Genomic DNA, 16,724 nt, shown 5'->3' with positions numbered 1-16,724 from the left:
CGCTTTTTGCCCTCTCTATAGCAGCCCTTTTAGAACTATTTTAGGTTTTTATGATCAATCCCCCAGCCCAAGAACAAGCTGTTAGACGTTACACGCATTCTGTCAAAATTGGGAATCTTTATGTAGGTAGCGACCACTCGATAAAAACGCAATCAATGACAACAACCCCTACAGCAGATGTTGACGCTACGGTTGAGCAAATCTGTGCCTTAGTAGAAGCTAGGTGTGAAATTGTTCGTGTTACCGTACAAGGAATTAAAGAATCTCAAGCATGCGAGCATATAAAAGAACGTTTGCTTGCCTTAGGCATAGATGTTCCTCTTGTAGCTGATATCCATTTCTTTCCTCAAGCAGCGATGCATGTCGCAGATTTTGTAGACAAAGTCCGTATTAACCCAGGAAACTTCGTTGATAAACGCAACATGTTCACGGGGAAAACATATACAGATAAACAATATGCCGACAGCCTTCTTCGATTAGAAGAAAAATTCTCTCCTCTTGTTGAGAAATGTAAGCGTCTAGGGAAAGCAATGAGAATTGGAGTGAATCACGGTTCTCTTTCCGAACGTGTTATGCAACGTTATGGCGATACCATTGAGGGTATGGTAGTTTCGGCACTTGAGTATATTGAAATATGTGAAAAGCTTGATTACCGAGATGTTGTTTTCTCCATGAAGTCTAGCAACCCTAAAGTCATGGTTGCTGCGTACCGTCAGTTAGCTAAAGATCTTGACGCCCGTGGCTGGCATTATCCTCTACATCTAGGGGTTACTGAAGCAGGAATGGGAATGGATGGGATTATTAAATCCGCTGTTGGTATAGGGACTCTCCTCACAGAAGGTTTAGGTGATACCATTCGTTGTTCTTTAACAGGGTGTCCGACACAAGAAGTCCCTGTTTGTGAAAGTTTATTAAAACATACAGAGACATACCTGAATCTTCCTAAGAGAAATAACCCTTTTGCTTTAGAAAATTCTGAAAGTTTCGTCAATGCTTCCAAGAAAATCACAAAAACAACCCCTTGGGGATCTGTTTATGGTGTTTTTGTTAAACTGAATGAAGATCATATCTTAAATACCACAGTTGAACATCTACTTGAGCAATTAGGAATCAACCCTAAAAATGGGAAAAAAGAGTTCACCGCTCCTGATGGCGTGGTTGTTCCAAAAAGTTTTATTGGCACTTCGATTCTTGAAAAATTAGAAGAGCACTTCATTGTTTTCCATCATCATGAAGTACCCTGCCTTTATGATTATAACAAAGAGATCTGGAACAAAGAGGAAGTGTTAAGTGCGCCTTTCGTGCATTTTCACGCCTCACCTCCGTTTATTCACAGTACAAGAGAGTTCTTTGAACATAAAGAATGTGAGCAACAACCTGTAAAATTGGTATTTTCAAAAGATCTCGATGATGAATCTGAAGCAGCGGTGGCTATAGCTACAGAATTCGGAGCACTACTCCTGGATGGTTTAGGAGAAGCTGTAATTTTGGATCTTCCTAATATTCCACTTACCGCAGTTCGAGAAATTGCCTTCGGCACCTTACAAAGTGCTGGCGTACGTTTAGTAAAAACCGAGTATATCTCATGTCCTGGATGCGGAAGAACTCTCTTTGACCTTCCTGAAGTGACAAAACGTATTCACGACAAAACACAACATCTTGTAGGATTAAAAATTGCCGTTATGGGATGTATTGTTAACGGCCCAGGAGAAATGGCAGATGCTGATTTTGGATTTGTAGGGTCTAAAACCGGAATGATCGATCTCTATGTCAAACACACATGCGTGAAAGCGCATATCCCCATGGAAAAAGCTGAAGAAGAGCTTGTAAGTCTTCTGAAAGAACATGGTGTATGGAAAGATCCTGAATGAGACATTTTTAGCTATGGCACAATCTACGACTACAGGTAACCACCTAAATAAACTAACTTTCCCAGAGCTCTCCGACCTCCCCCTACGTCATGGATTGTTCCCTAAGCAAACAGATGCAGAAGGCTACGTCTATGTACCTAAAAATGATGAGATCCGTAAAGCTCTAGGTGCTGAACGTTTTTGTGATCTCCATCAAGTGCATAGCACGAGTTTACGTCATGCTGCATATACAACCCCTTCAGGATGCCCTGCTGATGGATTGTATACTCATGATCCTATGCTTTCTCTACATATCCGACATTCTGATTGCCAACCGGCTATTTTCTACGATCCAGAAAATCATGTCGTCGCTAATGTACATTGTGGATGGCGAGGACTTGTGGGAAATATCTACGCAGTAACTGTAGCTACATTAAAACGTGTATATAACTCCCGTCCCCAAGACTTGATTGTTGTGATAGGCCCTTCTCTAGGTCCGGATTATGCAATTTATCCCGATTATAGAGAGCTTTTTCCCCCGAGTTTTTTTGCCTTCATGCCAAAGGAAAATCATTTGGATTTCCGTGCTATAGCGAGAAAACAGTTGCTAGATCTTGGAATCTCAAGTTCTAAAATTACGATTTCTGAACGGTGTACATATACCGAACATGAGATTTTCTTCTCTTCTCGGTACCGCAACTACTATTCAGAACCTAACGTGATAGATACACCTATAAAAAAGAACAACGTCACTGCTGTTCTTCTTCTTCCTAGATGATCCTATGATTTTAAAAATCAAGTAACCCTTCTGGTTGTTCTATAGCATCTTTGATTTTGATAAGGAAACCAACCGCCTCTTTACCATCGATGATACGATGGTCGTAGCTAAAGGCAACATACATCATATCCGCAATGGCGATTGTATTATCGATCACTACAGGGCGTTTTTCTATTTTGTGCATTCCCAATATCCCCACTTGAGGAGGATTGATAATCGGCGTAGAAAGTAAGGAACCATACACCCCACCATTGGTAATAGTGAAACTTCCTCCTTCTAACTCTGGAAGAGAAATTAAACCATCTCGAGCTCTACTTGCCAAATCTGCAAGTTTCACTTCGATATCGCCACTAGAGAGTTTATCGCACTCACGAATCACAGGGACAACAAGACCGCGTTCTGTTCCTACAGCAATGGAAATATCGTAATACTGACGATAGACAATTTCATCGCCATCAATATACGCATTTACACGGGGATAAGCCTTCAGAGCTTCAATAACTGCTTTTATGAAAAAGGACATCAAACCGAGTTTCACATTATAGCGAGAAGAAAAGGCCTCTTGTTTTTCCTTCCGAAGTTGCATCAGAGGGGTCATATGAATCTCATTGAATGTTGTTAACATTGCTGATTCATGAAGAGCTGTAACTAAACGTCGAGAAATCGTTTTGCGTATGGATGACATACGCTCACGAACCTCATTTTTAGCTCCCGAACGTTGCGGTTCTTCTTGCATTTTCTCACGTAAAGGAACAAATGTTTTTCCCTCAGAAGGAGGATTGTGAGCTGTAGACCTCGGGAAATTAATAATCTCCGCATCTACTGTCTCCTCTACCGGAGTTTCCTTCGCTGTACTTTCGGAAACAGATTCATTAGCATCATAGATCGTAGCAACGATTCCACCGACGGCAACAACGTCTCCTTCAGCGACAGACCAAACGATCCTTCCCGATATAGGAGCATAGATAAGTTGATTTACCTTATCGCTTTCGATCTCCATAATACCTTGATTCTCCTGAACCAGACTCTCTGAAGTCACCAAAAGAGAAGCTATGGTGACTTCGCTTATGGATTCAGCGACATTTGGAATGCGTACTTCTGTGATCATACATTACCTAAAGAAAACAATGTTTCCATTAATGTTAAAAGTTCTTGTTGGCTAAGACGTGCAGAACCTGTAGCTGTTGAACTACTTCTTGGTCTGCTAACGCACTTTAATTTTTTAGGGAGAATCTCTTCAGTAGCCATGAAAATATAATCATAAGCACCCATATTCTGAGGTTCTTCTTGAAGCCAAACGTAATGCTCGACTTTAGAATACTTGCCAATCAAGGAAAGAAGATCTTCGAGATGTAAAGGATACAAACTCTCAATACGCAAACAAGCAAAGTCTTTCTTACGTTCTTGAGGTAAGGCACCTTTAAAATCATAATATACCTTGCCAGAACACAATACTAATACCTTAGCATCATAATTAGGCTCGGTATCTTCAAGGATAGGACGAAACCCTCCTGGTTCCGTAAACTCATCAATAAGGCTTGTACATTCAGGATGCCGCAAAAGCATTTTTGGAGTGAAGATCACCAGGGGTAAAGATAAATCTCGTTTTGTATGTTCACGCAGGATACGGAAATATTGTACCGGAGTAGAAGGAATCACAACTTGAAAATTCCAATTCGCAGCCAGCTGTAAATACCTTTCTATACGTGCTGAAGAGTGTTCTGGCCCCTGTCCTTCGTAGCCATGAGGAAGAAGAACAACGAGATCAGAGTGTAGATCCCATTTTTGAATCGCAGATGAAATATACTGATCAAAAATAATCTGCGCTCCATTGGAAAAATCTCCAAATTGCGCTTCCCATAAAACAAGAGTACGCTCTGCTTGCTGAGCATAACCATATTCGAAGCCTAGCACAGCATATTCAGATAATGGCGAATTATAAATATCTACAGAGCCTTGATCAGGAGATAAATGATACAAAGGTGTGTAAGTATCTCCAGATTGGATATCACTCCATAATAAATGTCGCTGGCTGAAGGTCCCACGAATAGCATCTTGTCCTGAAAGACGTAGGGAAAATTTCTCGATCAATAAAGAAGCAAAGGCTAGCTCTTCCGCCATCCCCCAATCATAGCCAATTTCTCCTTTAGCCATTTTCATTCTCTTATCAAGCAGAGCTTTTACCTTAGGATGGGGTGTAAAGTTTTCAGGAAGACCACACAATTTAGAACTTATATGAAATACCGTATCACGCGTTAAGGAAACATCGATATCATTCATTAATAACTCACCGAGATCCATACGATCGCAATGACGACAATCTCTTTTGGGGAGTTTGTGGTTTTCTTCTTGCTTTAATGATTGGAATTCTTTGTTGAGAGTATCCTGAACGCTTTTTTCAAGTTTCTCCAAACGATCTTCGGAGATTTCTTCACGATAGTTATCTAACAAATACTTCTTATAAATCTCGCGAATGGTCTGTTTTTTCTTAATTTCATCGTAGAGCAGAGGCGCTGTTATTGAAGGATCATCACTTTCATTATGACCGTATTTACGATAACAGCATAAATCGATAATTACGTCGCAACTAAATTCTTCACGTACCTTCAGAGAATACTCTATAGCCTGCAAACAAGCGAAAACATCCTCAGCATTCACACGAAATACCGGGATGCCCAACATCTTAGCAATATCTGTACAGTAAGGTGTGGAGCGTGATTCTCTAGGCTGAGCAGTAAATCCTATATGGTTGTTTACAACAATGTGTAACGTTCCCCCTGTGGAATACCCAGGAATCTGACTTAATTGTAAAGTCTCATACACGACTCCTTGTCCTGAAAATGCGGCATCGCCATGAACAAGAATCGCTAAACAAGAATGTTCCTTACCAGAATCCGCTTGATGTTGCAAAGCTGCCACAACCCCCTCAACAACAGGATCCACAGCTTCTAAATGGCTAGGATTTGGCAACATGACGAATGTCACTTCCTCACCATTTTTACCAAGAGATCTAGCTACATATCCCTTGTGATACTTCACATCACCAACTGTATCTAAACCTCGAGATTGAGGATTATCCTCAAACTCCATAAACACTTGGGAATAAGGCTTGCCTAAAACATTAGTTAAAACATTCAACCGCCCACGGTGAGCCATACCAAGAATGTAACTTGTGATATCTTGAGTAACACCGTAGCGAACAAGATGTTCAAGCATGGAGACCAAACTTTCACACCCTTCTAAGGAGAACCTTTTCTGCCCTGTAAATTTTATTTGTAAGAACTCTTCAAAAAAGGTTGCCTTACATATATCTTGATAGGAACGCAAAAGCTCTTCTGGAGATCGTTGAGGAGGCTTACTCTCCATGAGCTTCCATACATACTCTTGCAATTGAGGAGAACACGCAAGGGTTTCTACAGAGATACTACGACAGTAAAAGTTTTTTAATGCTTGGATTAAATCACGCACAGGAACTTTAGGCTGAGGGAGGAGACCTAAAGAAGGGACAATTTCATTAAGATCTATATTCTTGATCTTTTCTTGAATCAAAGGAGAAGGATTAACGGAAGTTAAGGGAGAAATCTGACTTTGTAAATAACCATAATAACGGTATATCATACAAAGGAATTGAGCTTTCTTTTCTTGCAGAGCAGCGTATGCTTCTTCATTTCCTGAAGATGCTGAGGCAGCACCTTCCTGACCTAATTGGTATCCTTCAAAAAAATATTTCCATGAAGGATCCAATGTTTCATGATTTAGAAATTTTTGAAACATAGCCTCGATCCAATCCATATCCGAAGAATGGACTTGTCCAGCAAACTCTGAATCCATATGATATTTGTTCTCGATAGATGCGATCTGAATTTCGTTTCATAGCAAATTTTTATTTTTCAAAAAAAACAATCTTTGTTTTTTTTCTATAGTTGAAAAAAAGCAAAGGATACATTACATCTGCTCTCTAGAATACAGGATGGTGCCCACTAGATGAAAAGTGAACGTCTAAAAAAACTCGAATCTGAATTACGTGACTTAACCCAGTGGATGCAATTGGGTTTGGTTCCTAAAAAAGAAATCGACCGTCACAAAGAAGAAATGCGTTCTTTAGAAAACAAAATCCATGAGGAGAAGGAGCGTCTGCAACTTCTAAAAGAAAGTGGTGAAGTTGAAGAGTTTGTTACTCCAAGACGCAGTCCTGCAAAAACGGTATATCCTGACGGGCCAAGTATGTCTGATATGGAGTTTGTGGAAGCTACGGAAACTGAAATTGATATTGATCCCGGTGAGACCGTAGAAATCGATCTTCATGATGAAGATCGAGAAGAAGGTGCTGCAGAAATCGATTACTCTAGTGACGATGACGAGGATCCTTTTAGCGACCGAAATCGTTGGAGACGTGGGGGCATTGTTGACCCCGATGCTAATGAATGGTAAATCGCCTTTAGCCCTTTATATCCATTTTCCTTTCTGTTCAAAGAAGTGTCATTACTGTAGCTTTTATACGATTCCTTACAACTCTGAATCGGTAAATTTGTATTGTAATGCGATTCTTCAAGAGGGTTTGCAAAAACTTTCTACGATCAAGGACACGCATTTCATAGATACTGTATTTCTTGGTGGAGGAACACCCTCATTAATTCCTCCACACTATCTTCACAACATAATTCAAACGCTCGCTCCCCACGCTCAAGAAATCACCCTAGAAGCTAATCCCGAAGATCTTTCTGAGGTCTATTTAAGAGAACTGCTTCTCACTGCTGTGAATAGGATTAGTATTGGAGCACAAACTTTTCATGATCCCCTTCTTAAAGCCTTAGGCAGGATCCACTCCTCAGCAGCATCTATAGACGCTGTACACCGCTGTTATGAACATGGATATAATAATATCTCCATAGATCTTATTTATGGTCTGCCAACACAATCCCTAGCAGATTTTATCGCGGACCTTCATCAAGCCCTGACTCTTCCGATTTCGCATATCTCTCTTTATAATCTCACCCTAGACCCTCATACATCTTTTTATAAGCACCGTCGTATTCTAGCTTCCTCCATTGCTAATGATGACATACTTGCCGCGATGAGCCTATCTGCTGAAGAACTCCTTACCTCACGTGGATTTTCTCGTTATGAACTCGCCTCTTATGCAAAACCTCAAGCGCAATCCAAACATAATCTGTATTATTGGACAGATAAACCCTTTCTAGGTTTAGGAGTTTCTGCCTCACAATATATGCATAAGGTACGGTCAAAAAATCTCTCAAGAATCTCTCAGTATCTACGTGCAGTACGTAAAAATCTTCCTGTTCATGAATCTACAGAGAGCTTACCAGAAAACGAACGCATCAAAGAAGCTCTAGCTCTAAGATTACGTCTTACCGAAGGAGCTAGATGGAAAGATTTCCCTGCTCCATTAATGGAGTCTCTTGCCTCCCTTCCTCTTATTAAAGAACTCTTCGATAGCAATAACGAATTTTTATTCTTAAATAAACAAGGTCGTTTATTTCATGATACTATTGCTGAAGAAATCATGAACATTTCTTTTTAATTTTAATAATAATTAATAATTGTTATTGGATTTTATTAAAAAGACAATTAATTGTTATTAAAAATATGAAAGATAAAACAGATAATAAAGTAAACGATGATTTCTCATTAGAAAATATCCAAAGCAGAGTACGAGCAAAAGTAGAGACTAACCCCGCTTTATTTACTCTAACGGGATCAACCATCACATCAACAAAACCCATTGATATGAATAATCAAAATATCAGTGGCTTAGCAGCACCGAAACAAAATTCCGATGCTGTATCCTTAGACTACCTACAATCCAACTACGTGTCTAAGACTGACCCTAATTCGGGGTACTTATCTACAAAAGGTGGGACCATGTCAGGGAACATCAATATGGGAGGAAACTCGATTACCAATGTGAAGATGCCTGATGCAACTGGAGAATCAAAGACTTTAGACCCTTCAGCTGCAGCAACTGTAGGCTATGTTATGGCAACAGCCAATACAGTAACAAATAACCCTGATATTAATGAAGCGGTCACGAAACTGTCTGGTATATCGAGTAAGGTGAGCGTCATTGAAGCTGCTTTAGGAATACCGCCGAGTCAGGAGGCTCCCCCGGAAGGAGAGGAACCCGAAGAGCCAGCTCCTGATACTTCACTGTTTGTAAGCATTTCTGGTAGCACCATGTCAGGTGATTTGGATATGGGAAACAACGCGGTTAAAAATATCAAAACTCCCACAGAGGCTAATCCTAAAGACGCTGCTAATGTCGAGTATGTGCAATCCAAAATCTCTACCCCTCAAATTGGTTTTTTAGGAAATACGATCACTGGATCAACATCAGTTACAGACTATTTTGACTGGAAAACCCCGACTCCACCACCACCACCTGCACCACCACCACCACCGGCTCCGGCTCCAGCAACCCCAGTTTCACCTGTTTCGGATCCTGATGAATCACCAGTAACACCTTCTCCCAGTATTCCCAAGCCAGTACCACCCGCACCAATAAGAATGGAGGCCTCTCAAGGTGGCGAAGCAGGAACAGAAGGAGCTACAGGACAAACAAAAGCTGATAATGTAAGCAGCACACCAATATCAGATAAGTACTTAAAAATTGAAGATTCTGATAAACAAACAATAAAAGTGTTATCCACTGGGATTTTAACACTATCTGTAACAGCTAATTGGAGCGAGAGTACTTCTGCAAACATTAGTGTTATATTAAATCCATCTGCAACAGGAACAGAAAGCTCGGAACCAGCTAACAGAACGACTAAAACTGACACTGTAGTCTATACCGTTTCAGCTATATCGGGACAGAATTTATTCTTCCAGATACCTGTACAAAAACCTTCTGACCTAAAACTGAAATTCACCCCTCCAGCAGCAAATGGTACTCCTTCCCGTGCAAGCAAGACAAGTCTAAACCTCTCTTCATGGTCATGGCAAACGACTTTACTTCCGTCCATCTTTCCAGCAGCAACTACCCCATAGTTTCTGTTGCTAAAATAAGGCTAAGTTCATTACTTAGCCTTGTTCATAATTTAATAAGCCGCGCCTATAAAAGTTATCGTCCAAGTACGTTTGGCAACCGCTGGACTAGATGAAACCTCAAAACTTAAATCTGTTGATACTGACGCTTGATCACCAGGAACAAAAATATAAGTCTTTCCTATCAAACTAGAGTTCGCTTTCCCCGTAACTTTATAACACTCATTTTTCTCCCCTTCTTTAGGTTTAAGGGATAATGTGCAACTGACCTCTGAGGATTTAGCATCAGGAGGCGTAGTAGGAACAGAAGGATCTGGAGGAGAAGGAGGAGCAGGAGGTTCTGTCTGAGTAAAGTCATAGCAAAAAGAAACACAGTAGATGCCTCTGCGCAATAGCGTAACGCCATCCCCATCTTTAGTCTGGATATATAGCTCAGAGTTTTTAGATTTATCATAATCTATGGGTGATGATCCATTAGCAGCTTGTTTTAAACAGACACATGGAATGTCCATTCCCGACCAATTGGGATACGCATTACTTTCAGGTGTTATACTCTGCAACGTTTTTGTGATATCATCTACAGCAACCATTCTTTGGAGATTATCCTTCGAAGTTCCCGTAGAAATCGCGCCTAAGGCAGCCGTTGCTTTGTTTTTTTTAGTTCCTGATATCACAAGATTAGTAATAGTAGGTTCTGGCGCCGTTGGCGAGCTTTGTTCGATTTTTTGAAATCTCAAATCTCCCTGCATAGAATTCCCACCGGCACGCACTAACCATTTAGCCTCCCCAGGTTTTGTCAGGGTGACATTAGGCGGTGTTCCTGTACTAGTCGGTGTGCCTAGATCCTTAATAATTTGATCTAAACCATTTTGAGATGTCAGTTGATTGATACGATTAATCAGATCGGTTACCTTGTGAGCAAGAGCACCTATGTCCTCCTCTACCATACCAACAGAGGCCACATTCGCAGAATCTACAACAGTGGTTTTATACGAAGTAGGTAGACCCACCACAGTATGAGCAGATCCCATGTCAATATCACCGATCATTAATCCACCGGTAGTTCTTAAAAAGATTCCCGCGGTGGTGATTTCTCCTTTTTGCAGGTAATCACTGAGATCGCTTTTTAAAGCAATACTCCCCTGAGGAGCGGGGTCATCAGTACCTCTGACTATGTTGGTAATTCTGTGATTGGAAACGTTCCATGGTTGACGCATGACATTCTTACTTGTGCCATCACTATTAACACAAGAAAATAGAATCTTCTCATCGGGAATCACATTCTGATTTTCAACAACCTCATTCTCATTATTGGAAGTTTCATTTGATTCCTCCGAAGTGGTAGCATTAGCATACTGTGTATTTATATTTTTAATTATATTTTTCATTTTTTAATTTATTAAAAACTTCTATTGATCAATTTTAAATACCAAATAGAATAAAATATTATTTTAAAGTATAGAAATTATTTTATAATAAAAATCTCGACGGATTTACAGAAGAAAAGCTAAGGTATATTGATCGAAAAACATGGAGAGTGTTGTGCCGCAACCAAGCATTATGTCAACGATCGTAAATTTGATCTTTTTTCTATCACCATCTATACCTGTATTCATCTTTTATAGAACGTTATTCAAAGGAGAGCCTTTAGCGCCTAAGAAACATTTTAGAAAGTACAAAACTTATCTATTCATATGCGCATTGATTGTGATCGCCATGCCTATCTTATTGAATATGCTTCAAAGTGTATCCATGGCTTCTGGGAAAGTCAAAATGCGCAGGGCTGTAGCTTTGAATTCCGAATTCATACAATTCCTGACTGCACCGCTTCTTGGCTTCTTTGTTTGGTCGTTAATCGAACCATTTATTCTTTGTAAGAAAATGCGGAAAATAAAAAATCACTACGCAAAACTCGCGAAAGAAGCAGAGCATGCTTCTATGAAATCTGAACAGCCTCCTGTTGCGAAATGTTGCTCAGAGCACTCCTGCTGCAGCAATCTCACAGATATATAGGAAGTATGTATTGAGGAATCTTACACAAAGATTCCTCTTTTAATTTCTCCATTCATTATCTCGGAGTATGGAAAAGAAAAATTGCAGGCGTTTTTGTAATTTTTTGAGTTACCTGATCGATATCTTTAGATTGTAACCACGTATCTACAGATCGTGTAGAAACAAATTCTTGATCACCAGTAAGGTCGATGCCTACGCATAGATCAGCATGACCCGGTAAAACTTCTAATAATGCTTGAAATGTATGGACATTCCGGTAGGGTGTTTCTATGCATATTTGTGTATGTTGTTTCCCAGCACTACTCTTTATACACCGTTCTCTCTCCCTAGGGTTTTGCGGAAGATAGCCTAAAAAAGTAAAGTTTTGCCCCGGTAATCCGGATAACATTAACGCTAATGTTATAGAACACGGACCCGAAAATGCTTGAATAGGTAAATTAAGATCACGAGCACGACGTACCAGTCCTGCTCCAGGATCGGCAATACAAGGAAGACCCGAGTCAGAAACCAATCCCCAGTTTTCTTGTTTTTTTACAATAGGCTCAAGATAAAAATCCCATGCCTTTACAGACCGGGCGTTCTTACTTAATACTGCTATAGGAAACTTGTGTATTTCCTGAACTTTCCATAAACTCAGGAAGGTACGACCACCACGGTCGCTCTCTGCTATTAAACCTTGGAGTTTAGGTAGAACTTCACTTATACCCGCAGGTAAAAGATCCACGCGTCGATTTCCTAAAGTATTCGGGAAAATATACAAAGTCATGTACTTGTCATCCTAATCAGCAAAGTTTCCATGGCTATTATAGGATCTTGAGTATTATTCTTAATAATACTCTCAGCATAAAATAAATAACTTAAAGCTTGGTGGAGCCGTTCTTTCCCATAGGCAATAAAAAAGCGATGTTTCCTATCCCCCGTTTCTTCTTCTAAACTACGCAATCCGTACAAACACTGCCCACGAAGAAAAGCTATTAATCCCAGAGGTTCTTCCCCATGTTCATGCAACAAAGCTTGAAGCATTGCCTGACTTGCAGAAGTATTCCTTTGAAGTACAGCATCGCGTAATTTCCATAGAGATACCTGTTCTTGTTTCACAACAAAGTTTTCAATATCGTTGTACTCTAGAACTTGCTTTCCCCCTAAACAGCAAAGCAACTTATGAAATTCCCCAAGAAGCGTATGCATCTCCGCTTGGGGAAATTTCTTAATAAACACTGAGGCCAAGGCTAAAGAACAGGAAATTCCTAAAAGGGAAGCTTTTTGAGATAGGAGGGTGGCCATACGCTTCTCCATATCCGACTGCCATTCACCAAATAACGATAGGAACACGGCAGAAGGAAGCTCCTTTCGCAAAGACTGGAAAAACGACTGCTTAGTGGTGAATAACATTAAGGTAAGATGAGGATGAGGATTTCTAGCATAACGAGCTAGAAAATCACGCATTTGCGGGGATAGCTTCTCTGCTTGGAAAATGGAAACAACTTCTTTAGAGGCAAATAACCCATAAGATTCCGTCCATTTTGATAAGTCACTGATTGTTAATCCCAAAGCGTCGATTTCCTGAGCTTTCCCAGAAACAAGCAATTCTACACACACTCGACGATCTTCTTCAGAATTTGAGCCAATGACTGTGAGGTGCGGAGCCTTTTCCTTGTAGAATTTGGAAAAATCTTGGAAGCAAGTATAGTCTTGCATCTCCTAAACCTCCTAGCACAGATAAAGGTAGACACTTACTATACCCATTACGAATCTAACTGTACAGAGAGAGTCGATAGAATCCTCAGTATAAACAAAAAAAACGGTAAGAGATCTATTCTATCTTCTTACCGTTCACCATCGCCTAATGAAATCAGTTCCTAACGAGCAACGAGTTTCATTAATTGTTGACGCCAGCCATGAGCTGTGCGAACACGGCTTTTAGAACCACAGCGTCTTTTTGCTGAAGAAGCGCATACACGTTGGCAAGAAGCTGTGTGTCTGTGATGCTTGTGGCATGACATAGCAGGTTTTGCTACTGCTTTTCTAGCAGCAGGCTTGCGAGCGGTAGTCTTCTTAGCAACTGTTTTGCGAACTGTCTTTCTAACCGCAGGCTTTCTAGTAGCAGTCTTCTTCGCAGTAGCTTTTTTAGCTACAGTCTTGCGTGCTGTCGTTTTTCTAACAGTCTTACGTACAGTAGTCTTCTTAGCAGCTGTCTTACGAACTGCCTTTTTAACTGCAGGCTTTCTAGTAGCAGCCTTCTTCGCAGTCGTTTTTTTAGCTACAGTCTTACGTACTGTCGTTTTTCTAACAGTTTTGCGAGCGGTAGTTTTCTTAGCAACTGTTTTACGAACTGCCTTTCTAACCGCAGGCTTTCTAGTAGCAGTCTTCTTAGCAGTAGCCTTTCTAGCAGGTTTACGAACAGCTTTAGTAGCTGTTTTCTTGCTGCTACGTTTTTTTTGTACTCCTAACATTTTCATTTCCCCTAATTAGACAGGTAATTACTTACCCCTTTTATCGGCAGGAAATTGAAAAAACTTTAATAAAACGCGCATTTATTTTAATAAATTAAAAACAAATTCGCGTTATTAAATCAGAAGGAGTTTAAAAAACAGTTACTTAGATAAAAACTTTTCTATGTAATAAATAAGACAACGAACACCAAAACCAGAAGCATATTTCGGATAAGCATCCTCATCTTTTTCACGATATGCAGTACCCGCGATGTCTAAATGAGCCCATGCCACCGGTTGATCTTCAAGAAAACGTTTTAAGAAAAGTGCCGCTGTAATAGCCCCTGCACGGTTACTGCCAATATTTTTCATATCAGCAATATCGGAATGCAAAGCTTTGTCATATTTTTCAACAAGAGGCAAGCGCCATAAAGATTCGCTAGTTTCAGCAGAAGCTTCGGAAAGATCTTGAGCTAATACATCATTATTTGAGAAGAAACCAGCAACATCCTCACCTAAAGATACGACCATCGCACCTGTTAGGGTAGCAAAATCAATAATTCTCGTAGGCTTGCAGTATTTTAAAGCATAAGTGATTGCATCAGCAAGTATTAGACGCCCCTCAGCATCCGTACTACCAATCTCTACTGATAGTCCAGACATCCCGACGTACACATCCCCCATCTTATAAGAGGCAGCATCTATAGCATTCTCTGTAGCAGGAATAAGAGCGGTAACATTTACAGGAAGCTCAAGAGCAGCAACCCCCGAAAGAATACCTAATACTGTAGCGGCTCCTGCCATATCTTCCTTCATAGTCAACATGGCTTTCCCGGGTTTAAGGTCTAAGCCCCCGGAATCAAAAGTCACACCTTTGCCTATAAGCACAGTATGATCTTTCGATTTTGGCTTACCTTGATAGCTTAAAACAATAAAACACGGGTCAACAGCTGAGCCCTTAGCCACAGCCGCCAACAACCCCATCTTTTCTTTAAGAATAGCATCCTTATTCAAAACCTTAGCGTCTACACTAGGGAATTCCTTAGCTAATCCTTTAGCAATATTTGCTAATTTTCCAGGAGTTACCTCATCTGCATTCCCATTTACAAGGTCTCGTGTCAGATAGACGCCTTCGAAGATGCTTTCTTCTTTTCTAAAGATTCTATCAGCAATCTTAGGTACAATTCCTAATACAGTAACCTTAGTTAACAAAGGATCTGTCTTTTTCGTTTCCTTAGTATACTTAGGGTAATTATAGTTCAAAGATAGGATTCCTGAAGTCAGGTTGGTCAAGAAATCCTCCACAGGAATACGCAACTCGGAAATTGTAGGAAGTACAACATTCACTGTTGTGCATTTTGCCTTACGTAATGCGCGTGTTACCTTAGCATAAGCCTCTAAAACATCCTGAGAAGTTAGCTCTTCATTCTTCCCTAATCCTAAAATTAAAAGACGCTTTTCCTTACCTTGACCAGAATTATAGATAAACTCGATTTCCCCTTTTTCTCCAGAGAAGCTATCCAAGGCAACTCGATAAAGTGATTCATATTCCTTTGCGATGGAAGCTGCGCATTTCGGCTTATCCTTAACCTTCCAAAAAGGAAGAACAATCGCATCAGCCTTAACTCGTTTATTACAAGATGCTTGAGAGTGAAATAGAACCACAATTACCTCTTTATAAAAATCGTTATTTCGTTAGCCACTAAAAAGGCACATCTTCTGATATATATTGCTGACCTTGACCATAACCAGCATACATATCTTTATCTGCTATAGCTTCAGCATCCAAACTCTCTCCCTCAAACCCTACAGACACATTGTCATAAGACACGTGAGACACAGTATCCTCTGCTGCTGGAGAGCGAGTTTCGCTTCTACTAAAAGGACTAAACTTAATTGTATCGACACTAATTACCAAAGAAGACTGAGGAGTGCCATCTTTACTCATGTAACTTTCTACAGAAATATCTCCAGCAATAATTACTCCTGAACCTTTTTTTAAATAAGGGAGCATTTTATCGTAACGGTTATGCCAAATATTACATTTGCACCAGACGGTTTCATCTTTGGTTCCTACGCGAGATTTCACACCTAGACGCAACACAACTACACGTTTACCTTTTGAAGTCATTCTCTCTTCAGGATCTGCTCCTAAATACCCGACAAAATAACCAAACATCATATAATCACCTATTGAATTTTCTTAGAGCTAATGCTCTCTTGCTTATAGCGAGCAGAGGTTATGTTGCTATGTAAATATTGTGAAAATCAGACAAGCCTAAGAGATTGAAATCTAACGACTTTTAAGATTAGAACTCCAATAAGGCTTCTGTAAAATACCTCAAGGATATAGCTAAAGACGTTCACACATAACACAAAATTGAAAAAATCTCGCCACTTGTAATTTTGTCAATAAATTCAAACTTTCCTCTGGAATTTATTCGAGAGGCACGATGTATTCTTCACATGGGCTACTACAAAGTGTCTCTTTACTATCTAGTTGGGCATAGCCTATCACCCAAACCTCAATATCAGCTTGGTCAGCTTGTCTTAGAAGCTAATATCACGAGACAATGTGTTATACATCTGCAAAATAATATCGTCAATATGAGTCATTGGAAAACGAAAAAAAGAATGGCGAAGAGA

At 40.1% G+C, this 16,724-nt stretch carries 14 protein-coding genes; 6 read left to right on the top strand and 8 right to left on the bottom strand.

The genetic code is table 11. The features are described from left to right. Positions 1–50: 50 nt before the first annotated feature. Positions 51–1,871 carry a 4-hydroxy-3-methylbut-2-en-1-yl diphosphate synthase gene (locus G5O_RS07275; RefSeq protein WP_006343099.1) on the top strand — a complete coding sequence of 607 codons (1,821 nt, stop codon included), beginning with the start codon at positions 51–53 and terminating at the stop codon, positions 1,869–1,871. A gap of 13 nt (positions 1,872–1,884) precedes the next feature. Further along, complete coding sequence (gene pgeF / locus G5O_RS07270; protein ID WP_006343098.1) at positions 1,885–2,628, top strand: peptidoglycan editing factor PgeF; 744 nt, start codon at positions 1,885–1,887, stop codon at positions 2,626–2,628. Between the two features lie 10 nt (positions 2,629–2,638). Here the strand turns inward: pgeF and sucB are convergent, their stop codons facing one another. Both sucB and G5O_RS07260 read right to left on the bottom strand, forming a co-directional pair. Continuing rightward, the gene (gene sucB, locus G5O_RS07265) at positions 2,639–3,736 is read right to left on the bottom strand and encodes a dihydrolipoyllysine-residue succinyltransferase (RefSeq protein ID WP_006343097.1); all 1,098 of its coding nucleotides are present in this window, start codon (positions 3,734–3,736) and stop codon (positions 2,639–2,641) included. Next, positions 3,733–6,459 (bottom strand): 2-oxoglutarate dehydrogenase E1 component, encoded by a 2,727-nt coding sequence (locus G5O_RS07260; protein ID WP_006343096.1) that lies wholly within the window; start codon positions 6,457–6,459, stop codon positions 3,733–3,735. The genes sucB and G5O_RS07260 overlap by 4 nt, the downstream gene beginning before the upstream one ends. Before the next feature lie 153 nt (positions 6,460–6,612). On the opposite strand from G5O_RS07260, the gene G5O_RS07255 reads away from it, so the two are divergent. The 3 genes from G5O_RS07255 to G5O_RS07245 all read left to right on the top strand — a co-directional run bounded on the left by G5O_RS07255 (position 6,613) and on the right by G5O_RS07245 (position 9,636). Next, positions 6,613–7,059 (top strand): hypothetical protein, encoded by a 447-nt coding sequence (locus G5O_RS07255; protein ID WP_006343095.1) that lies wholly within the window; start codon positions 6,613–6,615, stop codon positions 7,057–7,059. Beyond that, positions 7,049–8,170 (top strand): radical SAM family heme chaperone HemW, encoded by a 1,122-nt coding sequence (gene hemW / locus G5O_RS07250; protein WP_006343094.1) that lies wholly within the window; start codon positions 7,049–7,051, stop codon positions 8,168–8,170. Before G5O_RS07255 ends, hemW begins: the two co-directional genes overlap by 11 nt. 65 nt (positions 8,171–8,235) lie before the next feature. Beyond that, positions 8,236–9,636, top strand: a complete 1,401-nt coding sequence (locus G5O_RS07245; protein WP_006343093.1) for a hypothetical protein — start codon at positions 8,236–8,238, stop codon at positions 9,634–9,636. A 50-nt stretch (positions 9,637–9,686) separates the two neighbouring features. On the opposite strand, the gene G5O_RS07240 is transcribed toward G5O_RS07245, so the two are convergent. After that, positions 9,687–11,021 (bottom strand): hypothetical protein, encoded by a 1,335-nt coding sequence (locus tag G5O_RS07240; RefSeq protein ID WP_014518364.1) that lies wholly within the window; start codon positions 11,019–11,021, stop codon positions 9,687–9,689. Positions 11,022–11,385: 364 nt separating this feature from the next. On the opposite strand from G5O_RS07240, the gene G5O_RS10530 reads away from it, so the two are divergent. Next, on the top strand, positions 11,386–11,646 hold the full coding sequence (locus G5O_RS10530) for a hypothetical protein (protein WP_013747354.1): 261 nt from the start codon (positions 11,386–11,388) through the stop codon (positions 11,644–11,646). A gap of 55 nt (positions 11,647–11,701) precedes the next feature. On the opposite strand, the gene G5O_RS07230 is transcribed toward G5O_RS10530, so the two are convergent. From G5O_RS07230 to G5O_RS07210, 5 genes are all read right to left on the bottom strand, one after another. Next, the gene (locus tag G5O_RS07230) at positions 11,702–12,412 is read right to left on the bottom strand and encodes an SAM-dependent methyltransferase (protein WP_006343088.1); all 711 of its coding nucleotides are present in this window, start codon (positions 12,410–12,412) and stop codon (positions 11,702–11,704) included. Further along, positions 12,409–13,344 carry a DNA polymerase III subunit delta gene (locus G5O_RS07225; protein WP_006343087.1) on the bottom strand — a complete coding sequence of 312 codons (936 nt, stop codon included), beginning with the start codon at positions 13,342–13,344 and terminating at the stop codon, positions 12,409–12,411. The genes G5O_RS07230 and G5O_RS07225 overlap by 4 nt, the downstream gene beginning before the upstream one ends. A 161-nt stretch (positions 13,345–13,505) precedes the next feature. Next, positions 13,506–14,099, bottom strand: coding sequence for a histone H1-like DNA-binding protein Hc2 (hctB, locus tag G5O_RS07220; protein ID WP_006343086.1), 594 nt, complete (start codon positions 14,097–14,099; stop codon positions 13,506–13,508). A 141-nt stretch (positions 14,100–14,240) separates the two neighbouring features. Beyond that, the gene (locus G5O_RS07215; protein ID WP_006343085.1) at positions 14,241–15,743 is read right to left on the bottom strand and encodes a leucyl aminopeptidase; all 1,503 of its coding nucleotides are present in this window, start codon (positions 15,741–15,743) and stop codon (positions 14,241–14,243) included. A gap of 37 nt (positions 15,744–15,780) precedes the next feature. After that, positions 15,781–16,260, bottom strand: a complete 480-nt coding sequence (locus G5O_RS07210; RefSeq protein ID WP_016894745.1) for a single-stranded DNA-binding protein — start codon at positions 16,258–16,260, stop codon at positions 15,781–15,783. Between the last annotated feature and the right edge of the window lie 464 nt (positions 16,261–16,724).

This window comes from Chlamydia psittaci 6BC (assembly GCF_000204255.1).
Taxonomy (GTDB): domain Bacteria; phylum Chlamydiota; class Chlamydiia; order Chlamydiales; family Chlamydiaceae; genus Chlamydia; species Chlamydia psittaci.
The sequence above is the reverse complement of the archived record's forward strand: the minus strand, read 5'-3'. Positions and strand labels throughout refer to the sequence as shown.

Excerpts from the sequence above, each read along its gene's own strand:
- G5O_RS07275 (WP_006343099.1), top strand. The coding sequence starts at position 51 with ATGATCAATCCCCCAGCCCAAGAACAAGCTGTTAGACGTTACACGCAT.
- pgeF (WP_006343098.1), top strand. The coding sequence starts at position 1,885 with ATGGCACAATCTACGACTACAGGTAACCACCTAAATAAACTAACTTTC.
- sucB (WP_006343097.1), bottom strand. The coding sequence starts at position 3,736 with ATGATCACAGAAGTACGCATTCCAAATGTCGCTGAATCCATAAGCGAA.
- G5O_RS07260 (WP_006343096.1), bottom strand. The coding sequence starts at position 6,459 with ATGGATTCAGAGTTTGCTGGACAAGTCCATTCTTCGGATATGGATTGG.
- G5O_RS07255 (WP_006343095.1), top strand. The coding sequence starts at position 6,613 with ATGAAAAGTGAACGTCTAAAAAAACTCGAATCTGAATTACGTGACTTA.
- hemW (WP_006343094.1), top strand. The coding sequence starts at position 7,049 with ATGAATGGTAAATCGCCTTTAGCCCTTTATATCCATTTTCCTTTCTGT.
- G5O_RS07245 (WP_006343093.1), top strand. The coding sequence starts at position 8,236 with ATGAAAGATAAAACAGATAATAAAGTAAACGATGATTTCTCATTAGAA.
- G5O_RS07240 (WP_014518364.1), bottom strand. The coding sequence starts at position 11,021 with ATGAAAAATATAATTAAAAATATAAATACACAGTATGCTAATGCTACC.
- G5O_RS10530 (WP_013747354.1), top strand. The coding sequence starts at position 11,386 with ATGGCTTCTGGGAAAGTCAAAATGCGCAGGGCTGTAGCTTTGAATTCC.
- G5O_RS07230 (WP_006343088.1), bottom strand. The coding sequence starts at position 12,412 with ATGACTTTGTATATTTTCCCGAATACTTTAGGAAATCGACGCGTGGAT.
- G5O_RS07225 (WP_006343087.1), bottom strand. The coding sequence starts at position 13,344 with ATGCAAGACTATACTTGCTTCCAAGATTTTTCCAAATTCTACAAGGAA.
- hctB (WP_006343086.1), bottom strand. The coding sequence starts at position 14,099 with ATGTTAGGAGTACAAAAAAAACGTAGCAGCAAGAAAACAGCTACTAAA.
- G5O_RS07210 (WP_016894745.1), bottom strand. The coding sequence starts at position 16,260 with ATGATGTTTGGTTATTTTGTCGGGTATTTAGGAGCAGATCCTGAAGAG.